Source organism: Myxococcus sp. AM011 (genome assembly GCF_013372595.1).
Taxonomy (GTDB): Bacteria; Myxococcota; Myxococcia; order Myxococcales; family Myxococcaceae; genus Myxococcus; species Myxococcus eversor.
Map to the genome: position 1 here is coordinate 169761 of NZ_JABXEM010000001.1, position 25064 is coordinate 194824.

At 68.8% G+C, this 25064-nt stretch carries 27 protein-coding genes; 12 read left to right on the plus strand and 15 right to left on the minus strand.

Annotation, left to right across the window (positions count from 1 at the left end):
* The first annotated feature begins 53 nt into the window (after nucleotides 1-53).
* Nucleotides 54-482, plus strand: coding sequence for a nuclear transport factor 2 family protein (locus tag HUW62_RS00540; RefSeq protein WP_176433232.1), 429 nt, complete (start codon nucleotides 54-56; stop codon nucleotides 480-482).
* Nucleotides 479-1330: an NmrA family NAD(P)-binding protein gene (locus HUW62_RS00545; RefSeq protein ID WP_176433233.1), complete on the plus strand. Its 852-nt coding sequence runs from the start codon at nucleotides 479-481 to the stop codon at nucleotides 1328-1330. The genes HUW62_RS00540 and HUW62_RS00545 overlap by 4 nt, the downstream gene beginning before the upstream one ends.
* Before the next feature lie 45 nt (nucleotides 1331-1375).
* Here the strand turns inward: HUW62_RS00545 and HUW62_RS00550 are convergent, their stop codons facing one another.
* Both HUW62_RS00550 and HUW62_RS49815 read right to left on the minus strand, forming a co-directional pair.
* Nucleotides 1376-2854, minus strand: coding sequence for an FAD-dependent monooxygenase (locus HUW62_RS00550; protein ID WP_163866668.1), 1479 nt, complete (start codon nucleotides 2852-2854; stop codon nucleotides 1376-1378).
* Between the two features lie 308 nt (nucleotides 2855-3162).
* Nucleotides 3163-3519 (minus strand): hypothetical protein, encoded by a 357-nt coding sequence (locus HUW62_RS49815; RefSeq protein WP_368670312.1) that lies wholly within the window; start codon nucleotides 3517-3519, stop codon nucleotides 3163-3165.
* Between the two features lie 183 nt (nucleotides 3520-3702).
* On the opposite strand from HUW62_RS49815, the gene HUW62_RS48385 reads away from it, so the two are divergent.
* Nucleotides 3703-4035, plus strand: coding sequence for a PPC domain-containing protein (locus tag HUW62_RS48385; protein WP_255203146.1), 333 nt, complete (start codon nucleotides 3703-3705; stop codon nucleotides 4033-4035).
* Between the two features lie 147 nt (nucleotides 4036-4182).
* Here the strand turns inward: HUW62_RS48385 and HUW62_RS00560 are convergent, their stop codons facing one another.
* The gene (locus HUW62_RS00560; protein WP_217911008.1) at nucleotides 4183-4647 is read right to left on the minus strand and encodes a nuclear transport factor 2 family protein; all 465 of its coding nucleotides are present in this window, start codon (nucleotides 4645-4647) and stop codon (nucleotides 4183-4185) included.
* 81 nt (nucleotides 4648-4728) lie between these two features.
* Between HUW62_RS00560 and HUW62_RS00565 the strand changes: the two genes are divergently transcribed.
* Nucleotides 4729-5331, plus strand: a complete 603-nt coding sequence (locus HUW62_RS00565; RefSeq protein WP_163866671.1) for a TetR/AcrR family transcriptional regulator — start codon at nucleotides 4729-4731, stop codon at nucleotides 5329-5331.
* A 91-nt stretch (nucleotides 5332-5422) separates the two neighbouring features.
* Here the strand turns inward: HUW62_RS00565 and HUW62_RS00570 are convergent, their stop codons facing one another.
* Nucleotides 5423-6223: a hypothetical protein gene (locus tag HUW62_RS00570; protein ID WP_176433235.1), complete on the minus strand. Its 801-nt coding sequence runs from the start codon at nucleotides 6221-6223 to the stop codon at nucleotides 5423-5425.
* Nucleotides 6224-6373: 150 nt separating this feature from the next.
* Nucleotides 6374-7276, minus strand: coding sequence for a LysR family transcriptional regulator (locus tag HUW62_RS00575; RefSeq protein ID WP_176433236.1), 903 nt, complete (start codon nucleotides 7274-7276; stop codon nucleotides 6374-6376).
* 61 nt (nucleotides 7277-7337) lie between these two features.
* On the opposite strand from HUW62_RS00575, the gene HUW62_RS00580 reads away from it, so the two are divergent.
* Entirely contained in the window at nucleotides 7338-8054 is a 717-nt protein-coding gene (locus HUW62_RS00580; RefSeq protein ID WP_163866674.1) for an SDR family oxidoreductase, read from the plus strand.
* 8 nt (nucleotides 8055-8062) lie between these two features.
* Here HUW62_RS00580 and HUW62_RS00585 read toward each other — a convergent pair whose 3' ends face one another.
* The 3 genes from HUW62_RS00585 to HUW62_RS00595 all read right to left on the minus strand — a co-directional run bounded on the left by HUW62_RS00585 (nucleotide 8063) and on the right by HUW62_RS00595 (nucleotide 10672).
* Entirely contained in the window at nucleotides 8063-9454 is a 1392-nt protein-coding gene (locus HUW62_RS00585) for an SH3 domain-containing protein (protein ID WP_163866675.1), read from the minus strand.
* A gap of 381 nt (nucleotides 9455-9835) precedes the next feature.
* Nucleotides 9836-10195, minus strand: coding sequence for a YciI family protein (locus tag HUW62_RS00590; protein ID WP_163866676.1), 360 nt, complete (start codon nucleotides 10193-10195; stop codon nucleotides 9836-9838).
* A 93-nt stretch (nucleotides 10196-10288) separates the two neighbouring features.
* Entirely contained in the window at nucleotides 10289-10672 is a 384-nt protein-coding gene (locus tag HUW62_RS00595; protein WP_163866677.1) for a helix-turn-helix domain-containing protein, read from the minus strand.
* Nucleotides 10673-10883: 211 nt separating this feature from the next.
* Between HUW62_RS00595 and HUW62_RS00600 the strand changes: the two genes are divergently transcribed.
* A complete protein-coding gene (locus tag HUW62_RS00600) occupies nucleotides 10884-11663 on the plus strand; it encodes an SDR family oxidoreductase (protein WP_176433237.1) in 780 nt (259 codons plus the stop codon).
* Between the two features lie 27 nt (nucleotides 11664-11690).
* On the opposite strand, the gene HUW62_RS00605 is transcribed toward HUW62_RS00600, so the two are convergent.
* On the minus strand, nucleotides 11691-12722 hold the full coding sequence (locus HUW62_RS00605) for an AraC family transcriptional regulator (protein WP_163866679.1): 1032 nt from the start codon (nucleotides 12720-12722) through the stop codon (nucleotides 11691-11693).
* Nucleotides 12723-12855: 133 nt separating this feature from the next.
* Here HUW62_RS00605 and HUW62_RS00610 point away from each other — a divergent pair, with 133 nt between their 5' ends.
* On the plus strand, nucleotides 12856-13725 hold the full coding sequence (locus HUW62_RS00610) for an alpha/beta fold hydrolase (protein WP_176433238.1): 870 nt from the start codon (nucleotides 12856-12858) through the stop codon (nucleotides 13723-13725).
* Nucleotides 13726-13803: 78 nt separating this feature from the next.
* Here HUW62_RS00610 and HUW62_RS00615 read toward each other — a convergent pair whose 3' ends face one another.
* The 3 genes from HUW62_RS00615 to HUW62_RS00625 form a co-directional block, all read right to left on the minus strand.
* Nucleotides 13804-15270 (minus strand): hypothetical protein, encoded by a 1467-nt coding sequence (locus HUW62_RS00615; RefSeq protein WP_176433239.1) that lies wholly within the window; start codon nucleotides 15268-15270, stop codon nucleotides 13804-13806.
* A gap of 106 nt (nucleotides 15271-15376) precedes the next feature.
* A complete protein-coding gene (locus HUW62_RS00620) occupies nucleotides 15377-15673 on the minus strand; it encodes a hypothetical protein (protein WP_176433240.1) in 297 nt (98 codons plus the stop codon).
* Between the two features lie 118 nt (nucleotides 15674-15791).
* Nucleotides 15792-17240, minus strand: coding sequence for an FAD-binding protein (locus HUW62_RS00625; protein ID WP_176433241.1), 1449 nt, complete (start codon nucleotides 17238-17240; stop codon nucleotides 15792-15794).
* Nucleotides 17241-17455: 215 nt separating this feature from the next.
* Here HUW62_RS00625 and HUW62_RS00630 point away from each other — a divergent pair, with 215 nt between their 5' ends.
* Nucleotides 17456-18031, plus strand: a complete 576-nt coding sequence (locus HUW62_RS00630; protein ID WP_163866684.1) for a hypothetical protein — start codon at nucleotides 17456-17458, stop codon at nucleotides 18029-18031.
* Nucleotides 18032-18243: 212 nt separating this feature from the next.
* Here the strand turns inward: HUW62_RS00630 and HUW62_RS49590 are convergent, their stop codons facing one another.
* Complete coding sequence (locus HUW62_RS49590; protein WP_303626810.1) at nucleotides 18244-19695, minus strand: zinc-dependent metalloprotease; 1452 nt, start codon at nucleotides 19693-19695, stop codon at nucleotides 18244-18246.
* A 286-nt stretch (nucleotides 19696-19981) separates the two neighbouring features.
* On the opposite strand from HUW62_RS49590, the gene HUW62_RS00640 reads away from it, so the two are divergent.
* Both HUW62_RS00640 and HUW62_RS00645 read left to right on the plus strand, forming a co-directional pair.
* Nucleotides 19982-20806, plus strand: coding sequence for an AraC family transcriptional regulator (locus tag HUW62_RS00640; protein WP_163866685.1), 825 nt, complete (start codon nucleotides 19982-19984; stop codon nucleotides 20804-20806).
* 36 nt (nucleotides 20807-20842) lie between these two features.
* Complete coding sequence (locus HUW62_RS00645; RefSeq protein WP_163866686.1) at nucleotides 20843-21442, plus strand: hypothetical protein; 600 nt, start codon at nucleotides 20843-20845, stop codon at nucleotides 21440-21442.
* A 51-nt stretch (nucleotides 21443-21493) separates the two neighbouring features.
* Here the strand turns inward: HUW62_RS00645 and HUW62_RS00650 are convergent, their stop codons facing one another.
* Nucleotides 21494-22399 (minus strand): AraC family transcriptional regulator, encoded by a 906-nt coding sequence (locus HUW62_RS00650; protein ID WP_163866687.1) that lies wholly within the window; start codon nucleotides 22397-22399, stop codon nucleotides 21494-21496.
* Nucleotides 22400-22511: 112 nt separating this feature from the next.
* Here HUW62_RS00650 and HUW62_RS00655 point away from each other — a divergent pair, with 112 nt between their 5' ends.
* Nucleotides 22512-22856 carry a putative quinol monooxygenase gene (locus HUW62_RS00655; RefSeq protein ID WP_176433242.1) on the plus strand — a complete coding sequence of 115 codons (345 nt, stop codon included), beginning with the start codon at nucleotides 22512-22514 and terminating at the stop codon, nucleotides 22854-22856.
* Nucleotides 22853-24031 carry a metallophosphoesterase gene (locus HUW62_RS00660; RefSeq protein WP_176433243.1) on the plus strand — a complete coding sequence of 393 codons (1179 nt, stop codon included), beginning with the start codon at nucleotides 22853-22855 and terminating at the stop codon, nucleotides 24029-24031. Before HUW62_RS00655 ends, HUW62_RS00660 begins: the two co-directional genes overlap by 4 nt.
* Before the next feature lie 244 nt (nucleotides 24032-24275).
* On the opposite strand, the gene HUW62_RS00665 is transcribed toward HUW62_RS00660, so the two are convergent.
* Nucleotides 24276-25064: hypothetical protein (locus tag HUW62_RS00665; protein ID WP_217911009.1), on the minus strand; the 789-nt coding region annotated here is incomplete at its 5' end.

Genomic DNA, 25064 nt, shown 5'->3' on the forward strand with positions numbered 1-25064 from the left:
GAGCGTCCATAACGGCATGCACATTCTAGGTCCACCCCTTGATGGAGATTCCCATGGACCTCGCCGTTTCAACCTCGGACCTGCCCCGCCTCATGGACGCGCACCTCGCGCTCATCGGCACGGACGTCGAACGCTGGCTGGGCCTGTTCGCCGCGGACGCCGTCGTTGAGTTCCCCTACGCGCCCTCGCTCGGCATGCCTTCCCGACTGGAGGGCATCAACGCCATCCGGGCCTACTTCGAGCCCATCACCCAGCGCTTCCAGGGGCTCACCTTCACGGACGTCCAGCGCTACCCGACCACCGACCCGAACGTCGGATGGATGGAGGTCCACGGCTCGGCGACGTTGCTGCCGTCACACTTCCACTACGAGCAGGACTACGTGATGCGCCTGCACATCCGCGAGGGGCGCATCGTCCGCTACCGCGAGTACTGGAATCCCCTGGCCGCGCCGGCGGGAACCTTCGGCAAGGAGCAGGCATGAAGCCGCGCATCCTCGTCACCGGCGCCTCTGGCAACACGGGACGTCCCATCGCGGAAGCACTGGCCTCGGAGGGGTTCCGGGTGCGGACCGCCACGCGGAGCACGACACCTCCGTTTCCCTCCACCGACCATGTCCGCTTCGACTGGACGGATTCCACCTCCCACGACGCCGCGGTGGACGGCGTGGACCGGATGTACCTGCTGGTGACCGCGATGGTGGACCCATCCCTCTTCATGATTCCGTTCATCGAACGGGCGTTGGCCAGGGGCGTGCGGCGCGTCGTCCTGCTCGGCGCCTCCGCCATCGCGGAGGGAAGCCCGGGACTGGGACAGGTGCACCGCTTCCTGCGCGAGCACGCACCAGAGTGGAGCGTGCTGCAGCCGTCGTGGTTCATGCAGAACTTCTCCAACCCCCAGAACCAGCACGGGGCCAGCGTCCGGCGCGACGGCCTGCTGATGACCTCCACGGACAAGGGGCGCGTCGGGTTCGTGGACGCGGCGGACATCGCGGCGGTCGGCGTCCGCGCGCTCGCGGATGAGCCCTCCCATGACACCGCGCACGTCATCACCGGCCCCCAGGCGCTGAGCTACGACGACATCGCGGCGGAGATGTCCCGGGTGTCGGGTCGCCCCATCCGGCATGTGCATGCGGGCCCGGAGGAGGTGCGCCGGCACATCCAGGAGGGGACGGGCATGCCGGAGGCCTACGCGAACCTGCTCGTGGGCCTGGACATGACCATCCGGGAGGGGGCCGAGGACCGCGTGACGGACACCGTGCTGCGCGTCACCGGGCGGGCTCCGCGCACATTCGAAGCCTTCGCCCAGGCCCACGCCGACGTCTGGCGTTGACACGACAGGCTGCCGGGTGGAGTCCGCTCCGGCGAGCGAAACGTGTCACGTCGAACGGGGCGGCCCGAACCATCGGGTCAGGGCCTCACGCAGACCCTGGTCCGTGCCCTCGCCGACCCACGCGACGTGTCCGTCCGGTCGAATCAGCACCGCGACGGGCGCGGTGACCGCGCCGAACACCGGGAGCTCCCACGCCCCCGTGTAGCGAGCAACAACCCGTCGCACCCGGTCCGCCCAGGGAGAGATGTCGAGCGTGCCGGGCTCGCCCAGGTCGAGCAGCACCGGCCGCGCGTCGTGCAGCAGGTGGAACACGCGCCGGGGGCCGTCGTCGGTGACCAGGTCGAGGTCCGGCACGCGGCGCCCGAGCAGCGGGTGTCCGTTGCCCAGGTCGTAGTGGATGTCCAGCCCCGACAACATCGCCGCGTATTGCTTGCGGGGCCCGTCCATCTGGAGCAACTCCGCCAGCGTCTCGCGCACGGCATCCATCCGCGCGTCGCCGCGGCTCAGCGCGGTCTGCGCCATGGTCTTCCGCAGCGCACGGGCCGCGACGGGATGCCGCTCGGCCTGATAGGTGTCGAGCAGGGTCTCCGGCGAGACGCCGCGCACGACCTGGGCCAGCTTCCATCCCAGATTCACCGCGTCCTGCACGCCGAGGTTGAGCCCCTGTCCGCCCATCGGCGAGTGCACGTGGGCCGCGTCGCCGGCCAGGAGCACCCGCCGGTCGCGGTAGGACGCCGCCTGCCGCGTCATGTCGGTGAACCTGGAGAGGGACGTGGCGCCGCGCAGGCCGTAGTCCGACCCGTAGAGCGCGACGAGCCCCTCTCGCAGCGTCTCCAGGGTCGGCGCGTCGCCCGTGACGACCCGCTCCTCTCTCAGCACGACGCCCACGCGTCCGTGCTCCAGCGGGCCCATGGCGTAGGTGCCCTTCTCGTCCCGGCGGATGCCGAACGCGGGTGCTTCGGCCATCTCCACCTCGCCGATGAGGTAGCTGATGGACGCGTCCCACCCCGGGAACTCGATGCCCGCCGCCTTGCGGACGAGGCTGCGCCCCCCGTCGCACCCGACGAGGTACTTCGCCCGCAGCGCACGGTCGTCGGACAGTCCGACATCGACGCCGGTGTCGTCCTGCGCGAAGCCCGTCACCTCGTTCCCACGGTAGAGGGTCACCGCCAGCTCGCCCACCCACTCAGCGAGGATGCGCTCGAAGCGCTCCTGCACGAGCGCGAGCCCATGGTTGTGACGCGTCGGGAAGTCGCTGAGGTCCAGGGGCGCCTGCCCGAACGCGACGTTCTGGACCGCTTTCCCTTGAGAGACGAAGCGCTCGACGACCCCGCGCTGATCAAGCACCTCCAGGCTGCGCGCGTGCAGTCCGCGCGAGCGCGAGCCGACGACCTCCTGGCCGGCGCGCCGCTCGACGATGGCCACGTCCACCTTCGCCAACGCCAGCTCCGCCGCCAGCATCAGCCCGGTCGGGCCCCCTCCAGCAATCACCACCTCGTGCTGTGTCACCACGTTCGGATGCATCTCTTCGCCCTCCTGCTTCTGGAGTGAAACGGGTGAGGGTGGAGCATGACCGGGGGGGCTTGCGGCAATACCCGGGGTCTGGCATTTGCTGGCAGTGGAGAGAAGGGGAGGGCTGCCGTGGCGCCTCGCTCTCTCTCACTGACGCACCGCATGAAGTGGCCCCGTTGCCAGGCGCCCCCTTATCGTGGGCCATGGGCCGAGCTTGTTCGCGGGGCTCTCGAAGCGTGTCGACTTGAAGCGGGTGCGCCGGCTGGGGTTCGGCTCGGGGGCGGTGGCGATGCGGTACGAGCCGAGAAGGTAGCACCAGGTCAGGAGCGAGCCGCGAACCACCTCGACGCGGCTCGAATGACTTCATCGGGATGCGGAGTCGTATCACTCGCCCACGCGACGAAGCCGTCAGGGCGCACGAGCAGCGCGGACAGACCGCGGCGCTCCTTGGCGTCGTGAGCCACGTATCGAACGCGGTCAGCACAGGCAAGACGTGGCTCTACGCGAAGCGGGGCTCCGCGCCCACGTCCACCAGCTACGACTGCTCGGGCTATTGCGACATCGAGCGTCCGGAGGGAGGCACCTGGTACATCCGGTTGGAGGGGCGCTCGCCGTACACGGACACCACCCTGACCGCGGACTACACCGCGCCCGAGACGACGCCGCACATGGGCCATGGCGCCACGGTCAACAACTGGCCGCCTCGTCTGCCGACGTCCACCGCCTATGATTGCGCGTCCGTGAAGCCGGGCCGTGTCCGGCAGGAATGCAGCATCCCCTCACCCCAGGCCGGGGACTGGTACGCGGCGGTGCGGGACCAGGCGGGCGCGTCGGTGCCCATCCTGCGCGCCTCCTACGCGATGACGCCGGGTGAGCAGCTTCCCGCGCTGACGTCCCACGTCTCCCTCTCGGGACAGAAGGGGCCGCGGTACTCGCAGAAGCAGTGGAAGCTGGAGGTGCCTCCCGGTCAGAGCACGCTGTGGTTCGCCACCGAGCACGGGACGGGGAGTGTGAATCTGAAGGTGAAGCGCGGCGGCCGTGCCGTGGACGGCGCCACGCTGGACTGCGCGACGACGGGCACTGGCAACCTGAAGCAGTGCACGTTCGCCAACCCGCAGCCGGGGACGTACTTCGTCAGCCTCACCCTGGCCGCCAACAGCTACAACCTGTGGGTGCTGCCCAGCTTCCGGTAGCGACCCCACCTCCCGGGCTTCCGTGAGCGCTGTCTCACGGAAGTCTCGGGGAGGCTCTTCGAGGGGACGTAACGGGTGCTCATGGGCTCCTGGCGTCCTCCTCGACGGGGCTGCTCCGCACTGCCCTCGAGCATCTGCGGCCGAGCGCTACAGCGAGGACGCGCCGGCTCCGCCGAGGTCCTCGGGCGTGAGCTTCAGCGCCTCGCTGATCGCCAGGACGTCCTGGTACTCGCGCCAGTGCTGAATCCGTCCGTCGCGGACCCGCAGCACGCCGATGAGGGTCGCCGAGGCGCGCCGGCCGGTGGTGGTGACCGTCCCAGCCAGCTCGTATTCGACGACGAGGACCTCGGGGTCGCCGGTCTGATGCGTCGCCAGTTCGCGGAACTGCTCGAAACGCACGGGCAGGACCGCGCTTCTGGCTCGGTAGAACGCCAGCCATGCCTCGCGGCCCTCATGGCGTCGCATGCCCGGAGGGGAGAACGGGGTCTCGACCACGACATCCTCGGCCAGCAGCTCCGCTGGGAGGAGCGTCGCGCCTTCCCCAAGGAGGGCTTCCTGCATGCACCGGTAGATGGTGAGAGGACTCGCGGCTCCCGTCGCCGACTGTGACATGGTCGTGCCTCCTGGGACAAGATGAGTGTGACTCAGGATTTATAATGAGTCTGACTCACTTTCTCAAGGAAGGGACGGCTGATGGCGCGAGAGGGTGGGCCGCCCGCAGGCGGTGGTGCGGGTGAAAAACCTGTTCGTGCGGATGCCCGCCGCAATCGCGCGCGCATCCTGGATGCGGCCGAGGCCGTGTTCGCGGAGCAGGGCGCGTCTGCTTCGACGGAGGCCGTGGCCGCGCAGGCCGGCGTCGCGATTGGGACCGTGTTCCGGCACTTCCCGACCAAACCCGAGCTGCTCCAAGCCGTGGTGATGCACCTGCTGGACCGACTCATCACGGAGGTCGATGAGATGGTCGGCAATCAGGACGCGGTCACCGCCCTGTTCGAGTTCTGCTCCCGCGTCATGGAGGTCAGCGCCCGAAACAGGGCGGTGTTCGCCCGACTCGCCGAAACCGGGGTCCAGGTCCGCGTCGGCGATGCGCTGGCCCGCCTCCGGCCCGGCATCGATTTGCTGCTCGAACGCGCCCAGAGAGCGGGCACCGTCCGCGACGACCTGCGCCCCGCCGAGTTGATTGCCCTGCTCGCGGCCCTCTGCCAGGAAGCGCTCACGGATGAGTGGAGCAAACCATTCCGCCAGCGCGCGCTCACCCTTCTCTTCGACGGCATGCGGCGGACCGCGAAACGTTGACCGCAATCCCTCGCCGGACAGAGGCCCTGACAGCCCCGGGGCCGGAGCCAGCGAGGCGTCCGGCCATGGGCAGATGTCGTGGGGCGAGAACTCAGAGTCCTTCCCACCACCAGGCATGGGCGGGGCTGCCTGCGAGCACCTCTTCCGAAGGCCGCCAATCGTAGGCGAGCTCGGTGGAGAGCGCCCGGGTCCGGCGCACGAGGTCGCGGACACGCACGGCTTGAGGGGTGGCCTGAAGCTCCTCGAGGCTGAAGCGGCCTGATGCGACGAAGTCCTCCGTGGCGAAGAGGTCCGTGCCCGTGAAGGGGTTCCTCGCGATGAGCTCTCCCTTGCGAATCTGGCGGGTGAACATGTCTCCGAACAAGGTCGACGGCCCCAGGTTGAACCACATCGCTATCAACTCGGTATCGCCCGCTGCTTCAGCGCCCAGCATGACCTCCTCCACGACATTGATGAGGGAGAGCGCCACGAGCGGTTCGGCATCCGGACCCGTCAGCTTCCCGGCATCCACCATGCGGCGCCACAGCGAGCTGCCGGCGTCACAGTAGAGGTGGGGCGGCTCGATGTACCCCGCAACCGGGCTGCGTTCGCCCTCTGCTTCGTCTGTCTCGTCCGGGGGATTGTCGTGGAGGTACGTGAACCGCTTGATGCCCTTGAAGAACCCGCTGCGCGTCGCATGGTCGGGGTGGTCGGCCACGTCGAACTGGTACGTGAAGCGGCGGGCAAGAAGGATGTCCATCACCCGGAAGTGGGTGAACGAGCAGTCGCACTCCCCCTGGAACTTGAAGAGCCGAGCGAATTGACTGCGCGGGGCCATGTCGCCAGGTGGCGCCCGCCGGTCGAGTACCCGCACCGCCGCTTCCACCATGTCCTCGATTTCGTGCATCGACATCCAGGCAGCGTAACCCAGGGGCATCGTGGAGCGGCATGACGAGGACGCTCGAACAGAGACGAGCCTGTCGACGGGGCGCGTGGGTGCAGGGCCGCGAAGAGGCGCCGCGGCCTCGCGGGTCATGGAAGTGCCAGCGCGGGGCGTCACCAGTCATGGCCGCCCCGCGCCGTGCTTCATCACCCAATCGAGCACCCGGCGTGCCCGCGTGGAGAGCTGCCTCCGTGAGGGATACACCGCGAACAGCTCTCGCGGTTCCAGGGTGCGCCCCTTCACGGTGAGCGGCACGAGCGCCTTGCCATGCGGGTCGACCATCTCCCTGGGCGCGCTGACCACGCCCAGTCCCTCCTGGGCGGCCGCCATCGCCACCCGCGGGTCGTTCACCGTGACGCGAACATCCGTTGGACGGACCTCCTCCACTCCGCCGTCACGGCGGCGCAGGCGCCACACGCCGCGAGGCAACGTCATCACCGCCGGCACCTTCTCGAGCGCCTCCCGGGTCAGTTGAGTCTGTCCCTTCAAGGTGTCTTGCACGAAGCGCGGGGAGGCCGCGAACACCGACTCGATGCTCCACAGCCTCCGCGCCACCAGCTCGGCGTCCCGGATGGGACCCACCCGGAAGGCGAGGTCGAACCCCTCTTCCACCAGGTCCACCACGGAGTTGGTGAGCGTCAGCTCCACATCCACTCGCGGATGCCGGGCCGCGAAGGAGAACAGCAAGGGGGCGATGCGCTGGGCTCCAGACGTCACGGGCGCCGTCACCCGCAGCCTGCCGGCGGGTTCTTCCTCCCGGTCCACGGACTGGTCGAGCACCTCCCCAAGCTGGTCCAGGAGCGGACCTGCTCGCTCCAGCAGCCGAGTCCCTTCCTGCGTCAATCCCACGCGCCGCGAGGTGCGTTGGAGGAGCCGGGTCCCCAGCGTCTCCTCCAGGAGTGCAATCCTGCGGCTGACCGTGCTGGTGGGAATTCCCAGTCGCTTCGCGGCCTCCACGAAGCTCAGCTGCCGAGCCACGGCCACGAAGAGGCTCAGGTTCTCGCTGACCATCATTCCATTCATGGGATGGAGCCTTTCATATCGTCCCGTGGTTGCAACCCGGGCCACGCGGTAGTCATGGGCCATGACCCTTGAACAACAACATGTCGTGGTGGTGGGAGGCTCCTCTGGCATCGGCTTCGGAGTGGCCAAGGCAGCGCTGGAGCAAGGCGCCTCCGTGACGCTCGTGAGCCGTTCCCCCGAGAAGCTGGCTCGAGCCGCTGCCCTGCTCGACAACCCGGGCCGCGTTCGGACCTGGTCGGCGGATGTCACACGAGAGGACGCGGTGCGCCAGCTCTTCGAGTCGCTTCCGCCCGTGAACCACGTGGTCGTCACGGCGGTGGAGGCTCGCTACCTCGGCATCCGTGAGATGGATTTCGCCGCCGCGCGCCGCATCTTCGACTCCAAGCTCATGGCGGCGTTCCATGTCGCCAGGCATGCCCGGCTCCAGCCCGGCGGCTCACTCGTCTTCACCACGGGGATAGCCTCGGTGCGCCCCATGCCAAACGGTTCTGTCATCGCGGCGGTGAACGGCGCCATCGAGTCCGCGGTGCGCGCCTGGGCCTTGGAGCTCGCGCCAGTGCGGGTGAATGCCCTGTCGCCGGGTTGGATTGACACCCCCGTCTGGGATGCCATCGCGGGTGACGGCAAGGGCCAGGTCTTCGAGCAGCACGCGCGCCGGCTCCCCGTGGGGCGCATGGGCACGACCACCGACCTGGGCCACGCCGCGCTGTTCCTCATGAGCAATGGGTTCACCACTGGCGAGGTGCTGCGCGTGGATGGTGGCCATCCCCTGGTCTGAGCACGGGACTACGGCCGCGTGACGTGCACGAGGCTCGTCATCGCGTCCACGTACAGCGTCGTGTCGTCGGCGTACAGCGGCAGCAGCGGGGTGACGGACACCTGGTTCAGCTTCGTCTTGCGGAGCTGCTGCGTGGCGGGGTCCTTGAACACGGCGAACGGGACATCCTGGATGACGTAGGGCTCACCATCCACGTGGCCGATGAGCATCAACACATGACCGGGAACGACGATGAGGTCACCCACCTGCGCCTCGGCCAGCGCGCGCAGCCGCTCGGCGTGCGAGTCTTTCGCCGTGAAGAGGCGGTGGTTCAGCGCCGCGCTCCTGCCTTGCATCCCGGAGTTGGGCGGGAGGATCAGCCCCAGGGCGCGGTACACCTCGCTGGTCAGGCCGCTGCAGTCGCGCGCATTGAACTGGTGCCCCCAGCCGTAGCGCTCGCCGAGGAACTTGAACGCCTGGCGGAGGATGTTGGCGCGTGTCATCGGCAGATATCCCGGCGCGGTGTCGGCGGTGCGGCGCAACAGCGCGCTCTGGAAGGCCAGGGTGCCATCCTGCTCGCGCACCGGCAGCAGCACCGGCCACGACGCATAGCTGCTGGCGCCGTTGACGGGCTCGCCGGGGGCCACGTCGGCCCGAGGCAGTGTGACGCCCATGTCGAGCTCCAGCTCGGACACCGCGGGGGCTTCCGGCGTGAAGACGGTGCGCACCTGGTCGCCCGTGACGACACGTCCGGGCGCCTTCGCCACGTAGGAGAACACCGTGTCCGCGGTGCCTTCCGCGACATCCGCGCGCCGGACCCACGCGGGGCCCTGGGTCGTCAGGACGAACAGCCACTGCTGGTCCGCGCTGTGGTGCGCGATGACCACCGGCTCGCCCGGGAACAGGTTGCCGGCCTGCAGGCTTTCGTAGTCGCGCTGATTCTCCGCCGCGAAGAATCGCCGGTCGGACGGCAGTGAGCGCAGGGGCGTGCGCCGCACGCTGAGGCCGTAGCGCGCGGTGGAGGCTTCGGGGATGTGCTCGGTAGCGGTGTTCTGGCGCGGCTCCTCGAGCATCGCCTCCGTCACCGGCCGGCCCTGTTCGTCGATGGCCGCCTGGATGGGCGTCTGCCGCGCATCCGTGACCCAGCCGGCCACCTGCGCCCGGGTCAGCGTGGTCGGAATGCGCTTCAAGTCGACGAGGCCGCCATCCGGACCGAAGGCGAGCATGCGCTTCGCCGCCACCTGGTCGGCATCGAGCAGCACCTCGTCGGGAGACGGCGCGCGGCGGATCCAGAACTCGGGCGACAGCATGTCTTCGCTGAACGCGGGCACCCCGGCCGGAGACACGGTGAGTGCGGACGGCGCGGCGCAGGCGGCAAGGCTGGCGGTGGTTCCCATCACCGCGAGCGAGAGCATCCGCATGCGCAAGGTGCGTGCGCCAGCTCGGCATGTCGTCGCACGTGGCTGAGGGGAGGGGGATGCCAGGCGGCTCATGCGTTCAACTCCCTGAGGGAAAGACGGCTCCAGGTGGCCGTGCGCGCGGGGGCGGGCAGGTCATCCCACTTGTGGCCGGTTGCCCACCCTCAAGCAACGAACTCTCAGCGCGAGCTATTTCGCCTGCGCGCGGCGTTTTCTCTGGAGGCACCCCGAGGATGTCCGAGTGGCGGATGCCGCCGTGGAGGACGCCGGTGGCGATGTCAGGAGATTCGGGGGCACGCTGCTCGGGGCGCGTCCAGGTGCCGGCCGACGAAGGGCGCGCCGCGCCCTCACCTGGACTCTCTCCCTGAGTTCATCGACGGTGCTTCAGTCTTCCTCGTAGCAGACGCCGACTTCACGCAGCTCGACCGTCGACCACTCGGCCGCGGGACACTCGCTGGCGATGATGAGCGCCTCTGCCCGGGTAGGGCAGTCGAAGAGGACGTAGCCCCCGACAATCTCCTTGGATTCGGCGAACGGGCCATCGCGGAGGGTGCGCTGGCCGTCTCGGACTTCGACCCGTACCCCTTCGGAAACGGACCGGAGCGAGTCGCTGGCCTTGAATATACCGCGGGACTTGAGGCCCTCGACGAAGCCCACCATCCGCTCCATCTCGCGATTCCCCTCCTCGGGCGTCCGGCTCCGCTTGCGCTTGCCCTCCTCGAGGATCAACAACATGTACGTCATCACGCGCTCCGTTCGTGGGTGGCTCCAGAGCGTCCCCCATCCGCCCTTCGAGCAGAAGCGTTTCCTGCCCGGAACAACTCTCGTCGTTGTCCGTCACTGACCCTTGGGCGCTGACCGTTTGCGCCGTCCTGGTGTCGGCCGCTTTTCGGCCCACGACAGGAGTTCGTCGAGCGCGGGGCAAAGCGACTGCCCCCACTCGGTCAGGTGGTACTCGACCTTGGGCGGCACCTGCGCGTGGACGGTGCGTGTGACGATGCCGTCCTGTTCGAGCTGGCGAAGTTGCTGGGCGAGCATCTTCTGCGAGACGGCGGGAATGGCGCGCTCGAGGTCGGAGAAGCGCAGCGTCTTCCCTCCAAACAGGTGGAAGAGGATGACCAGCTTCCAGCGCCCCTCGAGCATCTGGATGGCGTCCTCGATGCCGCTGGCCGCTGTCGCGGGCGTATGCAGGTCATGCTTACCCAGAAGTGTGTACCCCACCTTTTCGTGCGTTCTTGTGCATCCGAAATGTACATCTTAGAGATGTGGCCATGCGAACGAGGCCATCGACATCGGCCCGGTGGCTCGCCCATGTCGAGCTTCTTCGCCCGCGAAGCGACCGACCTGCTGGCGGCTGAGAGCGCCGTCGCGCTGGACGAACGCTTCGCTTCGCCGTGAGCGGTGACCTCCTCACCTGCCTGGAGAGCATGCCATGAGCTTTGACCTGGAAATGAAAGGACTCCGCGCGCTCGTCACGGGCGGCACCAAGGGCGTCGGCGCAGCGGTGGTCACCGCGCTGCGCGAGGCAGGCGCTCGCGTCGTCGCCACCGCGCGCTCCGTGCCGAGCGACGCGGACGGAGTGCATTACGTGGCGGCCGATTCCACGACCGCGGAGGGGTGTGCGCAGGTCGCGCGCGAGGCGCTCGCGCACCTCGGCGGCATCGACATCGTGGTGAGCGTGCTCGGCGGCTCGACGGCACCGCCCGGTGGCTTCGCCGCGCTCGGTGACGAGGAGTGGAAGAAAGAGCTCGACCTCAACTTGATGGCCGCCGTCCGGCTCGACCGGGCCCTGCTGCCGTGGATGCTGGCGCAGGGCTCGGGCGTCATCGTGCATGTCACCTCGATTCAGCATGAGCTGCCTTTGCCCGAGTCCACCACCGCGTACGCGGCCGCGAAGGCAGCGCTCTCGACCTACAGCAAGTCGCTCTCGAAGGAGGTCAGCCCGAAGGGCGTGCGCGTGGTCCGTGTCTCTCCGGGCTGGGTCGAGACCGAAGCGGCCGTGGCCCTCGCCGAGCGCCTGGCGGCTGAGGCGGGCACCGACTACGAGGGCGGCAAGCAGCTCATCATGAGGGCGCTGGGTGGCATCCCCATCGGGCGGCCCGCCAGGCCCCATGAGGTCGCCGACCTCATCGCCTTCGTCGCGTCGCCGCGCGCGGGAGCCATCACCGGCACCGAGTACGTCATCGACGGCGGGACGGTGCCCACGGCGTGAGGGGCGCCTTGCAGGATCAGGCAGGATTCATGAGCAATCCGGCAGGACTTCACGAGCACGGCTCCGGTAGCGCCCCGGGCTCATCCCTGTCCAGCGCTGGAAGGCGCGTCGCAGGGCCCGTGCATCCGAATAGCCCACGCGCCGCGCGATACCCGCGACGTTGAGCGAGTCGTCGGCAAGCAGGCGGCGGGCCTCCTCCAGGCGGGCGTCCCCGGTCACTTCGCGGAATGTCCGCCCCTCGGCCTTGAGTCGGCGCTGGAGTCCGCGTGGGCTCATGCCCAGGCGCGCACACACGCTGGCGAGCGACGGCTCTCCTCGCTCCAGGGACTCTTCGACCTGGGCCTGGAGCTGTTCACGCCAGCCCACGGGGCGTGTCGCCTCGCGCGCCAGCAGGTCCACGTGGCGAAGGAGCAGGGCGTGCAATCCGTCATCCGCATGGCGCAAGGGGAGGGCGAGCATGTCTCGGGGCAGCGTGAGCGTGCAGGACTCCTGACGGTAGGCCAGCCGCGTCGTACCGAAGGCCTCGGCGAGGACGTCCTGCCCACGCGGGGCCGCGTGGGTGAAGCCCACATGGATGGGAATCAACGGCTGTCCGGTGGCCTCGCGCGCGAAGGTCAGGAGCCGCGCGAGCGTGAATTCCGCCTCCTGTCGTCCAGGCCCGGCGGGGCGGTGCGGGCAGCGGTAGCGGAGCGTCGCGCGGCGCTCCGACATCGCGAGCTGGAGCTCGGCGCCTTCATGCAACAGCCGCAAGTGACGGCTCGCGAGGTGGAGCCCCGCGCCCAGGGTCGCTGCGGTCCGGCACAGATAATCGAAGAGGTCGAACTGGCCGGGCTGGAAGGTCGTGGCCAGATGGAGCCCGAAGTGCGGGTCGCCGACAGCCGCGGCCGCCTTCTCCCAGAGCAGGTGGCCACGAGGCAGGGCGATTCGCGTGTGCGCGTCCGTCAGTCGTGTCCGGTCGACTCCGGCACCGCGAGCCAGGGCGTCGGCGTTCGCGCCCTTCGCGGCGACTGTGTCCAGGATGAGCCGGGGCAATCTCGTGGAGACAATGGGGGTGGCCATGGCGATGCCCTCGTCGTCCGGACGCTACGCACAACAAGGGTCCGGCTCAAGCGCGTGAAGGTGGCGCGAGAGGTCCCCTCTTCGTCGCCAGCGGTCCCTTCCGCGCCATGGGGCCCGGCGCTACTCACTGGCCATGCGAACCCCTTCGTCAATTCCCCTCGACGCGCGGCTCCGGGCGGAGGCCCCTGGGCGATTCATCGCCCTGAGCCATGGGCAGACACACTACCTGCTGGATGGCCCCGAAGGAGGCTCCGCCGTGGTGTTGATTCCCGGTGCCACACTGCCGCTGTTCGTCTGGGAGCCCCTGGTCGAGCCGCTCGTGCGCGCGGGCCACAGGGTGCTGCGCTATGACCTGTTTGGCCGAGGGGACTCGGACCGACCGAAGGTGAGATACGGCCCGGAGCTGTTTGAACGGCAGCTCACGGAGCTGCTGGCCGCGCTGGGGCTCCACGCGCCCGTGCACCTGGTGGGACTCGCCTTCGGCGGGCTGCTGGCGGTGCAGTACGTGGACCGGAATCCGGAGCGCGTCCGGAGCCTGTGCCTCATCGAACCGGATGGCTTCGGGACGAAGCTGTCGCCAGGGGTTCGGCTCATGCACGTGCCCGTGCTGGGGGACGTCCTCTTCGCGGTGATGGGCGAGCGGCAACTGCGAGCACGGCTGCCGGGCTATTCACGCCGCCCCGAGCTCATCGCGGAGCTCGAGGCCCGCTTCCTGCCCTCCACGCGCATCGAGGGATTCGGCCACGCGCTGCTCTCGACGCTGCGACACATGGCCATCCACACCGCGGCGCCTGTCTTCCACCGTGTGGCCGCGCGCCGCGTACCCACGTTGCTGCTGTGGGGCCGCGACGACCGAATCACGCCCCTGCACATCGCCGAAGAGGTCCGCGCGGCCCTGCCTCACGCGGAGTTCCACGTCATCGACGAAGCCGGGCACCTGCCCCACTACGAGCGTCCCGACGCGGTGGCCCCATTGCTCACGGAGTTCCTCGGGGGACACTGATTCCCAGGCGGCAGGTGCTCCTCTCCGACGAACGCTCCCCTGGAAGTTCCGCGTCACCAAGACGCGCGGGGCGAGCGCCTACTCCAGAGCGGGGCCCGGAGGACATGCGAGGTCGGCGGGCAGGGACCACAACTGGGGCTCGGCCGTGTCGTCCTTCGCGCTGAAGTAGACCCGTTCCCCGACGCGGGCGAAGCCCTGGGGAGACGACCCTCCCGAGATGTTCGCGGCCTGCCCCGTGGAAATGGCCGTGCCCCGCGTCACCCAGGGCTCGTTGTACGAGGCGGCCGACGCGGCCCCGCCGAAGAGCACCGCGCCCATGCCCGTGGCGTAGAGCGGGGACCAGTAATACTCCGAGATGCTCAGCTCCACGGGGAGCTGCACCGTCCCCGCGGCGGTGCCATTCGTCACCCAGAGGCCCACGCGCAGCGCGGCGGGGCCGGGGAAGGGGCTGCCGATGGCCACGGAGAAGTAGAGCCGTCCGCCGGAGCTGGCCGTGTTCTGCAGATAGGGCGTCGTCCCCTCCATGCCCGCGTAGGGATTGGGCAGCACCTTGACGGTGGTCTTGCCTCCGCCAGCGAGGGACAGGCCATACAGCCCCATGCGCCGCGTGGTCTCATCCGCGGACGTCAGATACACCGAGGACCCCAGCGCCCCGAGCAACCGCATCCTCCGGCCGAACGCGTCCAGGCGCACGGTGCCAGCCGGGCTGCCATCCGTCTTCCACACCTCCGTGTTGGGGCCGTCGAGCAGCGTGAACAGTCCCGGGGCTCCGCTGTCCTCGCTCCTCGCGTCACCCAGGAGCACTCCCTCGGCGTCCAGCCGCTTGACGAAGGAGGTCCCGGAGGCCGTGCCATCGGTCCGCCACAGCGCGGTGCCGCTGCCCGGCCCGACGAGGAAGAAGAGCAGGGCGCCGCCCACCCTCAGGCTCGGCCCCTGGAGCGCGGCGAGCACCCCGAAGTTCACGACCCGCACCGTGCCCGAGGCCGTCCCGTCCGAGCGCCACAACTCCACCTGTGTCCCGCCCCCCACTGGGACGCCCCGGAAGAACGACAGCGCGCCGTCCATCGCGGTGGGGAGGAACAGGGAGGAGCCCGCCGCCCCCGGCATCAGGTCCGCCACCAGGTGGGTGCCGGCCTCCGTGCCGTCGCTCACCCAGAGCTCGTTGCCGGTGTCGGGCGTCCACACCCGGAAGAAGACCTGGCCGCCCACCGGGACCAGGCCGCCGAGGCCCCTGTTCCGAAGGGGTGTCACCGCCGGGAAGGACTTCACAGGGAAGGTGCCCGCGTCCGAGCCGTCGCTGCGCCACAGCGCGCCGCGGCCATCGCGTAGGTTCACGGCGAAGTAGAGGGTGCCCTGGGCGTCCACCAGATTCTCGGGCGCGGGCTCGTCCCAGGGCGGGTCGTCGCCCGGAGGCATGACGACCTTCACCCGCTGGGCGACGCCCGGCGCGCAGGCCTGGGCCTTGACGGTATCGGGCGCCGAGTCCGGTTCCGCGCACCCCATCAATCCCAGACACACCAGGGCGAAGCCATGTTTCGAATGCATGTCACTCCCTTCAAAGCCAGGAGGACACGGTGGGAGCCACCAGGATACGGAGCAACTGCCTTCGAGCGCATGTCGGTGCGCGAAGGCAGACACTTCGACCCGGGTGTCAGTGCGCGACCGCCGGAGCCGCTGGCGCGTCGGGGACCCACGCGATGAAGGGCGCCGCCTCCGGCACGTTGCTCTTGAGCTTGTCGCAGGGCACGTGCGTCATTCCAAAGGATTCACTGCCTCCCGCGAGCAGGAAGCAGGTCTCCGTGCGCGGGTCGATGAGGTAGACGAACGTCGAGTCGATTTGAACGATGTGGAACGGGGTCTGCTTCGCGAGCTGGACCCGCGTGACTTCGGCATGGGGGTAACACGCGGAGAAGAGCAGGGCCGTGAGTGTGAGGAGGAGTGGGCGCATGACTCGCCTGACGCGGAGCGCGCCGGTTTATTCACGCGAGCCGGAATCTCGGAAGGGCTGCCCCTCTGTCTGGGTGCAGCCGAGCCGACCTCTGGCGCGCCTCCTGACGTCACGTGAGTCAGAAGATGCCTTGTCCCGGAGTGAGGATGCGGTCCGGGTCGTAGCGCCGCTTCGCGTGCTCGAACCGCTCCCAGGCGGGGTGGAAGTGGCGGCGCCAGTCGGCGGTGCTCAATGGCACGGCATCCACGGGATAGAGCTTCCCGCCGATGGCCGTGAGCCGGTCGAAGATGACGCGGTTCTTCTGTACGAGGGACGCGACGTTCTCCGGCGTCGGTGGAATGGCGGTGCGCAGCAGCGAGAAGAGGAAGACGTGTCTGTCGTTGGGGATGCGCAGGAAGGGCGTGGTCAGCTCCGAGGCGCGGAAGGGGTAGAGGAGGATGGGCCCCTGCCCCATGTCGGCCTCGGTGGTCTGCGAAAGGACCTCCTGGACGAAGGACTCGGCGGACCGGGCGGGGACGAACATGTCCAGCCACGGATGGGGGAAGCCCCAGACGCCGAGTTGCTTGAGCAGCTCCACCAGCGGAGCGAGCCGGTTGGCGAAGTCGAAGTAGCTGCCGTCGCTCACCTGGAGCGTTCCCGGCTCGTAGCCCAGGCCCGCGAGCAGCCTCGAATCGTGCGGCTCCGCGCCCGGGGTGAAGTACTTCACCCCCTCGAGCTGATACGCCCGGCCCCCGTTGGAGGCGACGGCGGAGCCCTCGACGTAGTCGAAGCGACCGTCCTCGATGAGCCGCCGCTGGTCCTCCATGAAGCGGTGGAGGTCGTTGTACAGCGCGATGTACGTCCGAGCGCGGGGCGGTACTTCGACGAGCCGCACCCTCGCTCGCACGATGATGCCGAACTGGCCCAGGCCCGAGCGCACGGCGTCGAACAGGGGCCGCTCACGCCAGCGCGAGCACCGCACGAGCTCACCCCGACCCGTGACGACGTCCATCTCCAGGACGTTGTCCACCTGGAGGCCCCAGCGAAATGCCTGCCCGCCGATGCCCCCCGCCGACAGCGTCCCGCCGATGCTCAGCTCGATGTAGTCGGTCAGCACCGGCGGGCTCTTGCCGCTGGGAAGCGAGGCCTGGAGCAGCTCGTGCCACCGGACGCCCGCATCCACCCAGGCGCTGTCCTCGCCCACTTCGTGGATGGTCGACAGCGTGGACATGTCGATGACGATGCCCGCCGTCACCTGGGACTGTCCGAAGGTGCTGTGGCTCTCACCGAGGCCCCGTGCGGCGGCGATCTTCAGGCCCTGGCGTCGCGCGAAGCGGACCATGGCCACGATGTCCTTCACCGAACCGGGAACGAGCACTGCCCACGGCGTGCGGTGGAGGATGTGACCGAAGTCCTCCGAGGCCGCGGTCCGCGACGTCGTGTCCATCAGCAACTCGCCATCGAGCGGCGGCAGGGAGACCGCGCCAGCCTCCAGCGTGGAGGCCCAGCTCCGGCTCATGGGATTGAATGCGACTGCCACCAACGCACCTTGGAGCAACGTCCTCCGGGAGACGGTTCGACTCGACATTCACTCCTCCTTCTGCGTCGGAGACTTCTATCCCGCCGCCGCTGCCCCCAACAATTGCCCCCTCCCCTCGGGCTTCATCTCATAAGGAACTGGAGTGGAGCGAGCTCCCCTTCGAGGACGCGAGCGCGAAGTACACGATCAACGACATCAGCGAGGACGGCCTCGGAGAGGTCTTCCCCGAGGAGCCCGCGCACTACCTCGTCCATGAGGGCGACGTGGTCATCGACGGCCCCGTGAGTTTTGGTGCGGCCGACGACGAGGACGTCACGCTGCACGTCATCGACGGTGACCTCACCGTCAACGGCCCGCTCTTCTTCATCCAGGGCGACTTCTACGGGGCGCTGTTCGTGACAGGGTCGATCTTCTGTCAACAGGCATTCGTTGGCGTGGACGCGATGCTCTACGTCGGCAAATCGATGCACGTCGAGGGGTTGCTCGTCACCACCCTCAGCAAGCCCGCGCACTTCGCCGTCAAGGAGGTGCTGCGCGCCGGGAGCTGGCTCGAGGCTTCGGGGGATGGCCTCTTCGAGATTGGCCAGAAGCCCCAGGCGCGGCTGCTCCGCGTCGGGAAGAGCAGCTACCACGCGTTCTCTCAGTACGCGGAGGAGGCCGAAAAGCGGGCCAAGGACGAGGGTACGGAGGTGCAGAAGCCGCGCTATTTCGGTTTCTCACCGAAGGAAGCGAGCTCGGTCAAGGGCATCCTCCATCCTTCCCTCATCGAGGGTGAAGAAGGCATCGGCGCGAGTGACATCCGCGAAGCGATGGAAGAAGGCAAACCGCTCTTCGCCTGACCGGTCGTTTCGCGGCCGCGGATGGCCGCGGCGTCGCGCGAGCCATCTCCACCTGGATGCGGCTCCAGGAGTGCGTGGGCGGAGGAGACGAGGTGCCCGAACCTCGACGCCAGGCAGTTTCCTCGGCGGCTCCGCCCACGTCTCCATGACATGCACCGCGCGACCGTGCGCGCCTCACCCGCGGGCGCGCAGGCGCGTTGTCATGGCTGGGTTCAGCGGACGTAGCACTGCGTGCGTTCCGGAATACCGTCGAAGGTGGTGTCCATCAGGACGCAACCGCCGCGCCTGACGGCCAGATTCGACCGGCCGTCACCGTCCCAGTCGCCGACGAGGTACTGGTCTTCGCTCGCGCCATTGCCGAAGCACTGCGTGATATCCGCGGCACCGTCGAAGTTGGTGTCCATCAGGACGCAACTGCCGCGCCTGACGGCCAGATTCGACCGGCCATCACCGTCCCAATCGCCTACGAGGTACTGGTCTTCGCTCGCTCCATCGCCGTAGCACTGCGTGGCCTCCGGAACTCCGTCGAAGTTGGTGTCCATCAAGACGCAACGGCCGCGCCTGACGGCGAGATTCGACCGGCCGTCACCGTCCCAATCCCCGACGAGGTACTGGTCTTCGCCCCCGCCATTGCCGAAGCACTGCGTGGCCTCCGGAACACCGTCGAAGGTGGTGTCCATCAAGACACAACTGCCGCGCCTGACGGCCAGGTTCGACCGGCCGTCACCGTCCCAATCGCCGACGAGGTACTGGTCTTCGCTCCCGCCATTGCCGAAGCACTGCGTGCGATCCGCGACACCGTCGAAGTTGGTGTCCATGAAGACGCAAGGGCCGAATCGCGTCGCCAGGTTCGACCGCCCGTCGTTCTCCCAGTCGCCGACGAGGTACCCATCGGGACGGGGCGGGGAATACAACTCCTTCAGCGCGGTGATGTCGCCGGACGTGAACTCACCCGTTTCCACCGAGCGGAAGCAGGAGTTCATGATGGAGGCGCCGACAGCCGCCGTGGTCGGCGTGCCCGGGATGTGAATCGCGCCGACGCCGGCGTCGCCCTCGTTGCCGCCACTGCCGCAACTGATGCCGCGGTTGTAGTAGTCCGAGTGGCGGAACCCGAGGGTGTGGCCAATCTCGTGCGTGATGACGTGCTCGATGACATCCACGCCGTACTGGCTGAGCTGGCCACCGATGGTGATCTGCCCATACGGATTACCGTTCGACGGGAACCCGGCGACGCCGCCATTCATGTTCGGGTCAATCACGGCATTGATGGTGAAACCGCAGTCAGCGCTCGGCGCCCGCCCCATGGCGAACGTGAGGGGGAGTTCGTCGTAGTTCTGGATGGCGAGATCGAGCGCCGTGCTGAACGCACCGGTGAACGTCGAACCGTTGATGCAAATCTTCGCCAGCGACGAGCTGACGAGGTTGGTGGTCCGGTATTGCTCCTCGGGAGTGTCACCGGCCTGGAGCATCTCGCGCGACGCCGCCAGGGACACCTCGGCGTCCCGCCCGACGTAGACCTTCCCTTCGACGACCATGATGTCGGCGGCGGGGAAGCCCGCCTTGACCAGGTTGCCGACGATCTCCTGTGTCTCTTGAGGTGGCTCGGCACACCCGAACACGAGGGCCGCACATCCCGCTGCCAGGACGATACTTCTCGCAATCATGGAGACTCCTTGCATGTTCTTCTCTTGCGCACGTGGGGTGGAGGAGTCCTCGGCGGAACGACGTCCTCCCCGCCCGTGCGTGCGGAGGCTTGCCCGTCGAGGAGCGCGAGACTCTACGGGGACTCCTGTCTCTCTTTCCTCTGAGTACCCCCTGCCTCGGGGAGGTGCTCCTGGACCTCCCAATCATTGGCGGCTGGACTTGGCGAAGGGCCTGCGCGCCGTGCGCGAGGCGTGGGCCCGCCGGCGGGCTTCCCACGCGCCCCGCGAGGGAGGATGGTGGAGACCCATGGCCCAACTGCTGACCCTCCTCGAGTCCGAGCAGTTCCGCGTGCTCGACTCGCGCTGCCGGCATCCGCGCGCGGGGCCCGCGGAGGAGCGGGGCGGGGACCCGGGACACCTGGTGCTGCTGCGCCGCGGCTGCTTCAGCTACCACCGGGGGCTTCGGCGCTTCGTCGCCGACCCCTGCACCGCGCTGCTGCATCACCCGCGCGTGGACTACCGGGTCGGCCATCCAGGCGCGGAGGGAGACGATGCGACGGTCATCAAGCTCGCACCCTCGCTCTTCGACGAGCTGTGGGGACGGCGTGGCCCGGACCATCCGGAGCTGGGGCTGAGCGCCGCGGTGCACCTGCGCCACGCGCGTGTGTGTGCCGCGCTGCGCGACCCGGCTGGAGACCGGCTCTCGCGTGAGGAGTCGGTGTTCGCGTTGCTCGAGGTGGCCGCCTCGGCCAGGCAGCGCGCGGAGGCCCCCGCGCGCGGAGACCGGGGCGCACGACGCCGCACGGTCGGACGCGTGCGCGCGCTGCTCGCGGCCCAGCTCTCGGCGAACCTCTCGCTCGACACCGTGGCGCGGGAGGCCCGTTGCTCGCCCTTCCACCTCATGCGCCTCTTCCACGCGGAGACGGGGCTGTCCCTGCGCGCCTACCGCCGCCAGTTGCGGGTGCTCACGGCACTGCAGCGGTTCGCGGAGGGCGAGCGGGACCTCGCGCGGCTCGCGCTGGAGCTGGGCTTCTCGCACCACAGCCACCTCTCGCAGAGCGTGCGCCAGGTGCTGGGCAGCAGCCCCGCGCGCCTGCGTGCGGAGCTGCAGCGGGTCCGCGCAGGTTCCTGACAGCGGGGCGGCGCGCACGCCTCTAGCTTCGCGTGCATGAACCCCCTCCACCTGCTCCGGCCGCTGCTCTTCGCCTGCTTGCCCGTACTCGCGTTGTCCCCGCTCCCAGGGCTTGCCCAGGAGCGCGCGGCCTCCGCGCCAGCCCGGCGCGATGGCCAGCGCGACTTCGACTTCGAGATTGGCACCTGGCGCACGCAGTTGAAGCGGCGCCTGCGTCCGCTGACGGGCTCGAACACCTGGGTGGAGATGAAGGGCACCACCGTCGTGCGCAAGGTGTGGAACGGCCGCGGCAACCTCGTGGAGCTCGTGGCGGAAGGGGAGGGTGGGCGCTTCGAGGGCCTGAACCTGCGCCTGTACAACCCTCAGACGCGCCAGTGGAGCCTGCACTTCGCGAGCAGCCGCGATGGCACCCTCGCCGTGCCGACCGTGGGCGAGTTCAAGGACGGACGCGGTGAGTTCTACGCCCAGGAGCGGCTCGACGGGCGCGCCATCCTGGTGCGCTTCGTCATCTCGGACGTGACGCCTGATTCAGTCCGCTTCGAGCAGGCCTTCTCGGAAGACGGCGGGAAGACCTGGGAGGTGAACTGGATTGCCGAGGACACGCGGGTCGACGCGGCGGCCAGCGGGGCGAAGTAGGCGCAGGCACCTCTCGAGGCGGCACGGCCCGCTTCCGCGGGGGCAGGCCGCCTAGCTCGCCCGCGCATAGCGTCCCGGAGACTGGCCCACGCGCCGACTGAACGCCGTGGTGAAGGTGCTCGCCGAGCTGTACCCGACGCGCTCGGCGACTTCATTGATGGCGAACTCCCGGCGGCGGAGCAGCCCCCGCGCAACGGCCATCCGCCAGTCCAGCAGGTACTCCATCGGGGGCAGGCCCACGGTGCGCGTGAAGCGATCGAAGAAGGCCGAGCGCGAGAGCGCCGCGCTCTTCGCGAGCTGTGCCACCGTCCATGACCGCGTGAGGTGAGCGTGCATCTGCCGTATCGCGGGGGCGATCCGCGCATCCGCCAGGCCGCGCAGGAGCCCCGGAGGCGCGTCGTCGCTCGCGGTCGACCGCAGCGCCTCGATGAGCAGCAACTCCACGAGACGTGTGAGCACGAGCTCACGGCCCGAGCGCTGGTCGCTCGCCTCGTCGCGGACGAGTTGGACCAGCGTCGAGAGCCGCTCCACGCCGCGCACGTGCACCAGGGCCGGCAGCAACGACACCATCAGGGCCGCGTCGGGTGAGTCGAAGACAAAGTAGCCGCCGAGCGTGCGCACGTCGGGACGGCCGCCGCGCGTGCCGTAGCGCACCTCACCCCTCGAACCCTTCGAAGAGGACGCCGCCTTGGCGTCGATGCGCTCGGGCACCACCGGCTCGAAGCCGGACATGGTGAAGCCCGGCGTGGCCGGCATGAGCACGAAGTCGCCCGCCTGGAGCGTGAGGACGGGCTGGCCGTCGACAGCGAGTCGGCAGCTCCCTTCGAGCACGGCGCTGAAGCTCGGCTGACCAAATTCCGAGTAGCGAACCCCCCAGCGGCCCGCTCCGCTGATGCCCTTCGAGAAGACGGCGCGTGGTTGGAGGAGGGTGATGACTTCCGTGAGTGGGTCGGTCATGGCCGGACTCTAACAAAAGAAATATGGACCCCGCATGGTGGAGCGTCCGGTCGGCCGCGCGTACCTTGGGACCATCAACGCCGCGCGAATCGCGGCAATCCAAGAGGTCGACATGAAGGCAACGTTCGGGTTCCGGGCGACAATGACTGCTGCCCCGGGACGAGGCGATGAGCTGGTGGCCTTGTTGCTCACCGCGGTGAGTGACACAGGCCTTGTCACCAACAAGGACTGCGTCCTCTATCGGGTGGGGCGCTCCGCGAGCAACCCGGACGTCGTCCACGTCACGGAGGGGTGGACCACGAAGGAGGCGCACGCCGCGAACTTCTCGAGCCTGCGGTCCCAGGCGCTCATCGCCAGGCTCGCCCCGCTCGTCACAGGCGAGGCGCAGTATCAGGACGAAGTGCCCGTCGGCGGCACGCTCGAGGCGGGAGCGGTCGCACTGGCCCGGTCGGCATGAGCAAGCTCGGTGAGGCATGGACGTCGCTGAGCGGGTTTCTGCTGCTCGGCGTTGGATGGCTCGCATTCGAGCACTACTACTTGTGGGTGCGGCTGGTCCGGGATGTCGGCCTCCCCAAGCCGGCCGCGTGGACGCTGACCTGGAGCCTGGTCGTCCTCGCCGTCAGTATTCCCGTGGGCGTGTTCGCGAGCCGCCTGGTGCCTCCCGAGTGGTCCGTGTGGTGGCTCACGCCGGTCTATGTGTGGATTGGCGTGTCCACGCTGTTGCTCATGTCTCTCGTGGTGGCGGACGTGCTGCGGGTCGGCGCTTCTTTCTCGCTCATGGGCTCCGAACCGATGGATGCGGGCCGCCGGCAGGCGTTGGCGCGCATGAGCGCGTTGGTCGCGGTGACGGCCGGTCTGGTCGCCAGCGGCTGGGGGCTTCGAGAAGGCCGGAGGGTTCGCGTCAAGCGGGTGGAGGTTCCGCTGAGGAAGCTGCCACCCGAACTCGATGGACTGAGCATCGTTCAACTGTCGGACATGCACATCGGGCCGATGATCGGGCGGGACTTCGTCGAGCACGTCGTGAGGACGGTGAATGAGCTGGCCCCGGACGTCGTGGCCATCACGGGGGATTTGGTGGACGGAAGCGTCGAAGACCTCGCGCGGCATGTCGCGCCGCTCGCGAACCTCAGCTCCACGCACGGCACCTACTTCGTCACGGGCAATCACGAGTACCACGCGGATGCGAGTCGGTGGTGCGAGCACCTCGGCCAGCTCGGCGTGCGAGTCCTGCGCAACGAGTACGTGGAGCTGGAGCGCGATGGGCAGGTTCTTCACCTGGCGGGTATCGACGACTACGAGTCCGCCCACTTCGACATCGGCCACCGGGTAGACCTCCCAGGGGCCGTGGCGGGTCGGGACACGCGCCGGGCGTTGATTCTTCTGGCGCACCAGCCCAAGGCCATCCACGAAGCTGTCCGGCACGGAGTCGACCTGCAGTTGTCGGGGCATACCCACGGAGGGCAGATGTGGCCGATGGGTTGGCTCCTGCGCTTGGGGCAACCGGTGGTCGCCGGGCTCGCCAGGTTCAGCGAGACCTGGGTCTACGTCAGCAGCGGCACGGGCTTCTCGGGGCCTCCCATGCGACTCGGTGCTCCCGCGGAGATTACACAGCTCGTCCTGCGAGCAGTCTGACGAGATGCCCATGCGGCGGCTTGAGTCTCGTCTTGGAAACGCAACGGTACCGACAGCCTCCGAGGCCCGATGTGTCGCCGACCTTCGGAGTGCGCTCGCGCGCCTCCTTCGATGATTCGGGAGGGGCCTCCACTGCCTCCCGCGTCTTTGCTCCTCCAGTGAGAGCGTTGGCTGAAGCGATGCCAGCCACCCATTCCGGTGGTGGCATCGCTCCAGGCTGGCCGGGCCGGTGTGGCGTCCGGACCTACCGCACCTTGCCTTCTGGATCCGAGATGCCCGCGTGGCGGAGGGCGCTCGCCTGGGAGGAGTTGGGCGCGGTCTGTACGACGGGGACTCGCTCGTTGCCGACGTTGACGTACCCCAGGCCCTGGATGCCATTGGGGCCACCGGGCAGTCGCAGCCCGCTGCGCAATGCCCCGGGTTGCCGCATCACGGTATCGAAGGAGTCCTGGGACGTCGTGACCATCCCCCGGAGGTTGCCCTGCAGGGGGATGTGCTGCCAGTGCAGTTGCTCGTTGTTGTGGGAGGGATTGGGGCCATTCACCGTCCTGTTGAAGTTGTCGTTGCGGGAGGCCTCGGACTGCCGCGACCAAAGTGGCGAGCGCTGGAGGGGATTGCCCGCGGGCAGGCCGGCCTGGTCCGCCACTCTGGAGCCAGGCACCCGGCCGCCGTTGTCGGTGGTCGAGGCGCGCCACCTGTTGCTGTTCTGGAGCAGGTTGGGGCTGAGCACCATCTGCACATTGTTCGGATTGCTACCGACACCGTAGCCTTGCGCCTGCCAGCCGTCCTGCTGCGTACCCTGCGCGCGGGTGTAGACCCCCAGGGCGCCCCCTCCTCGCGTGTCGGCGGGGCGGTGGTAGCGCCCGTTGGGCCCCTCACGGTGATAGGCGGAACCAAGGCGGCCGTTATCGAGGGCACTCCCCACGAACCCCGGGGGGACGCCGTGCGTGAGGGCGGCGGTGTTGTCCAACCGGAGCGGTGGGGCCGCGTTCCCCGGAGCCATGGCTGGCGCGGGGCCCTGGGGGTCTACACC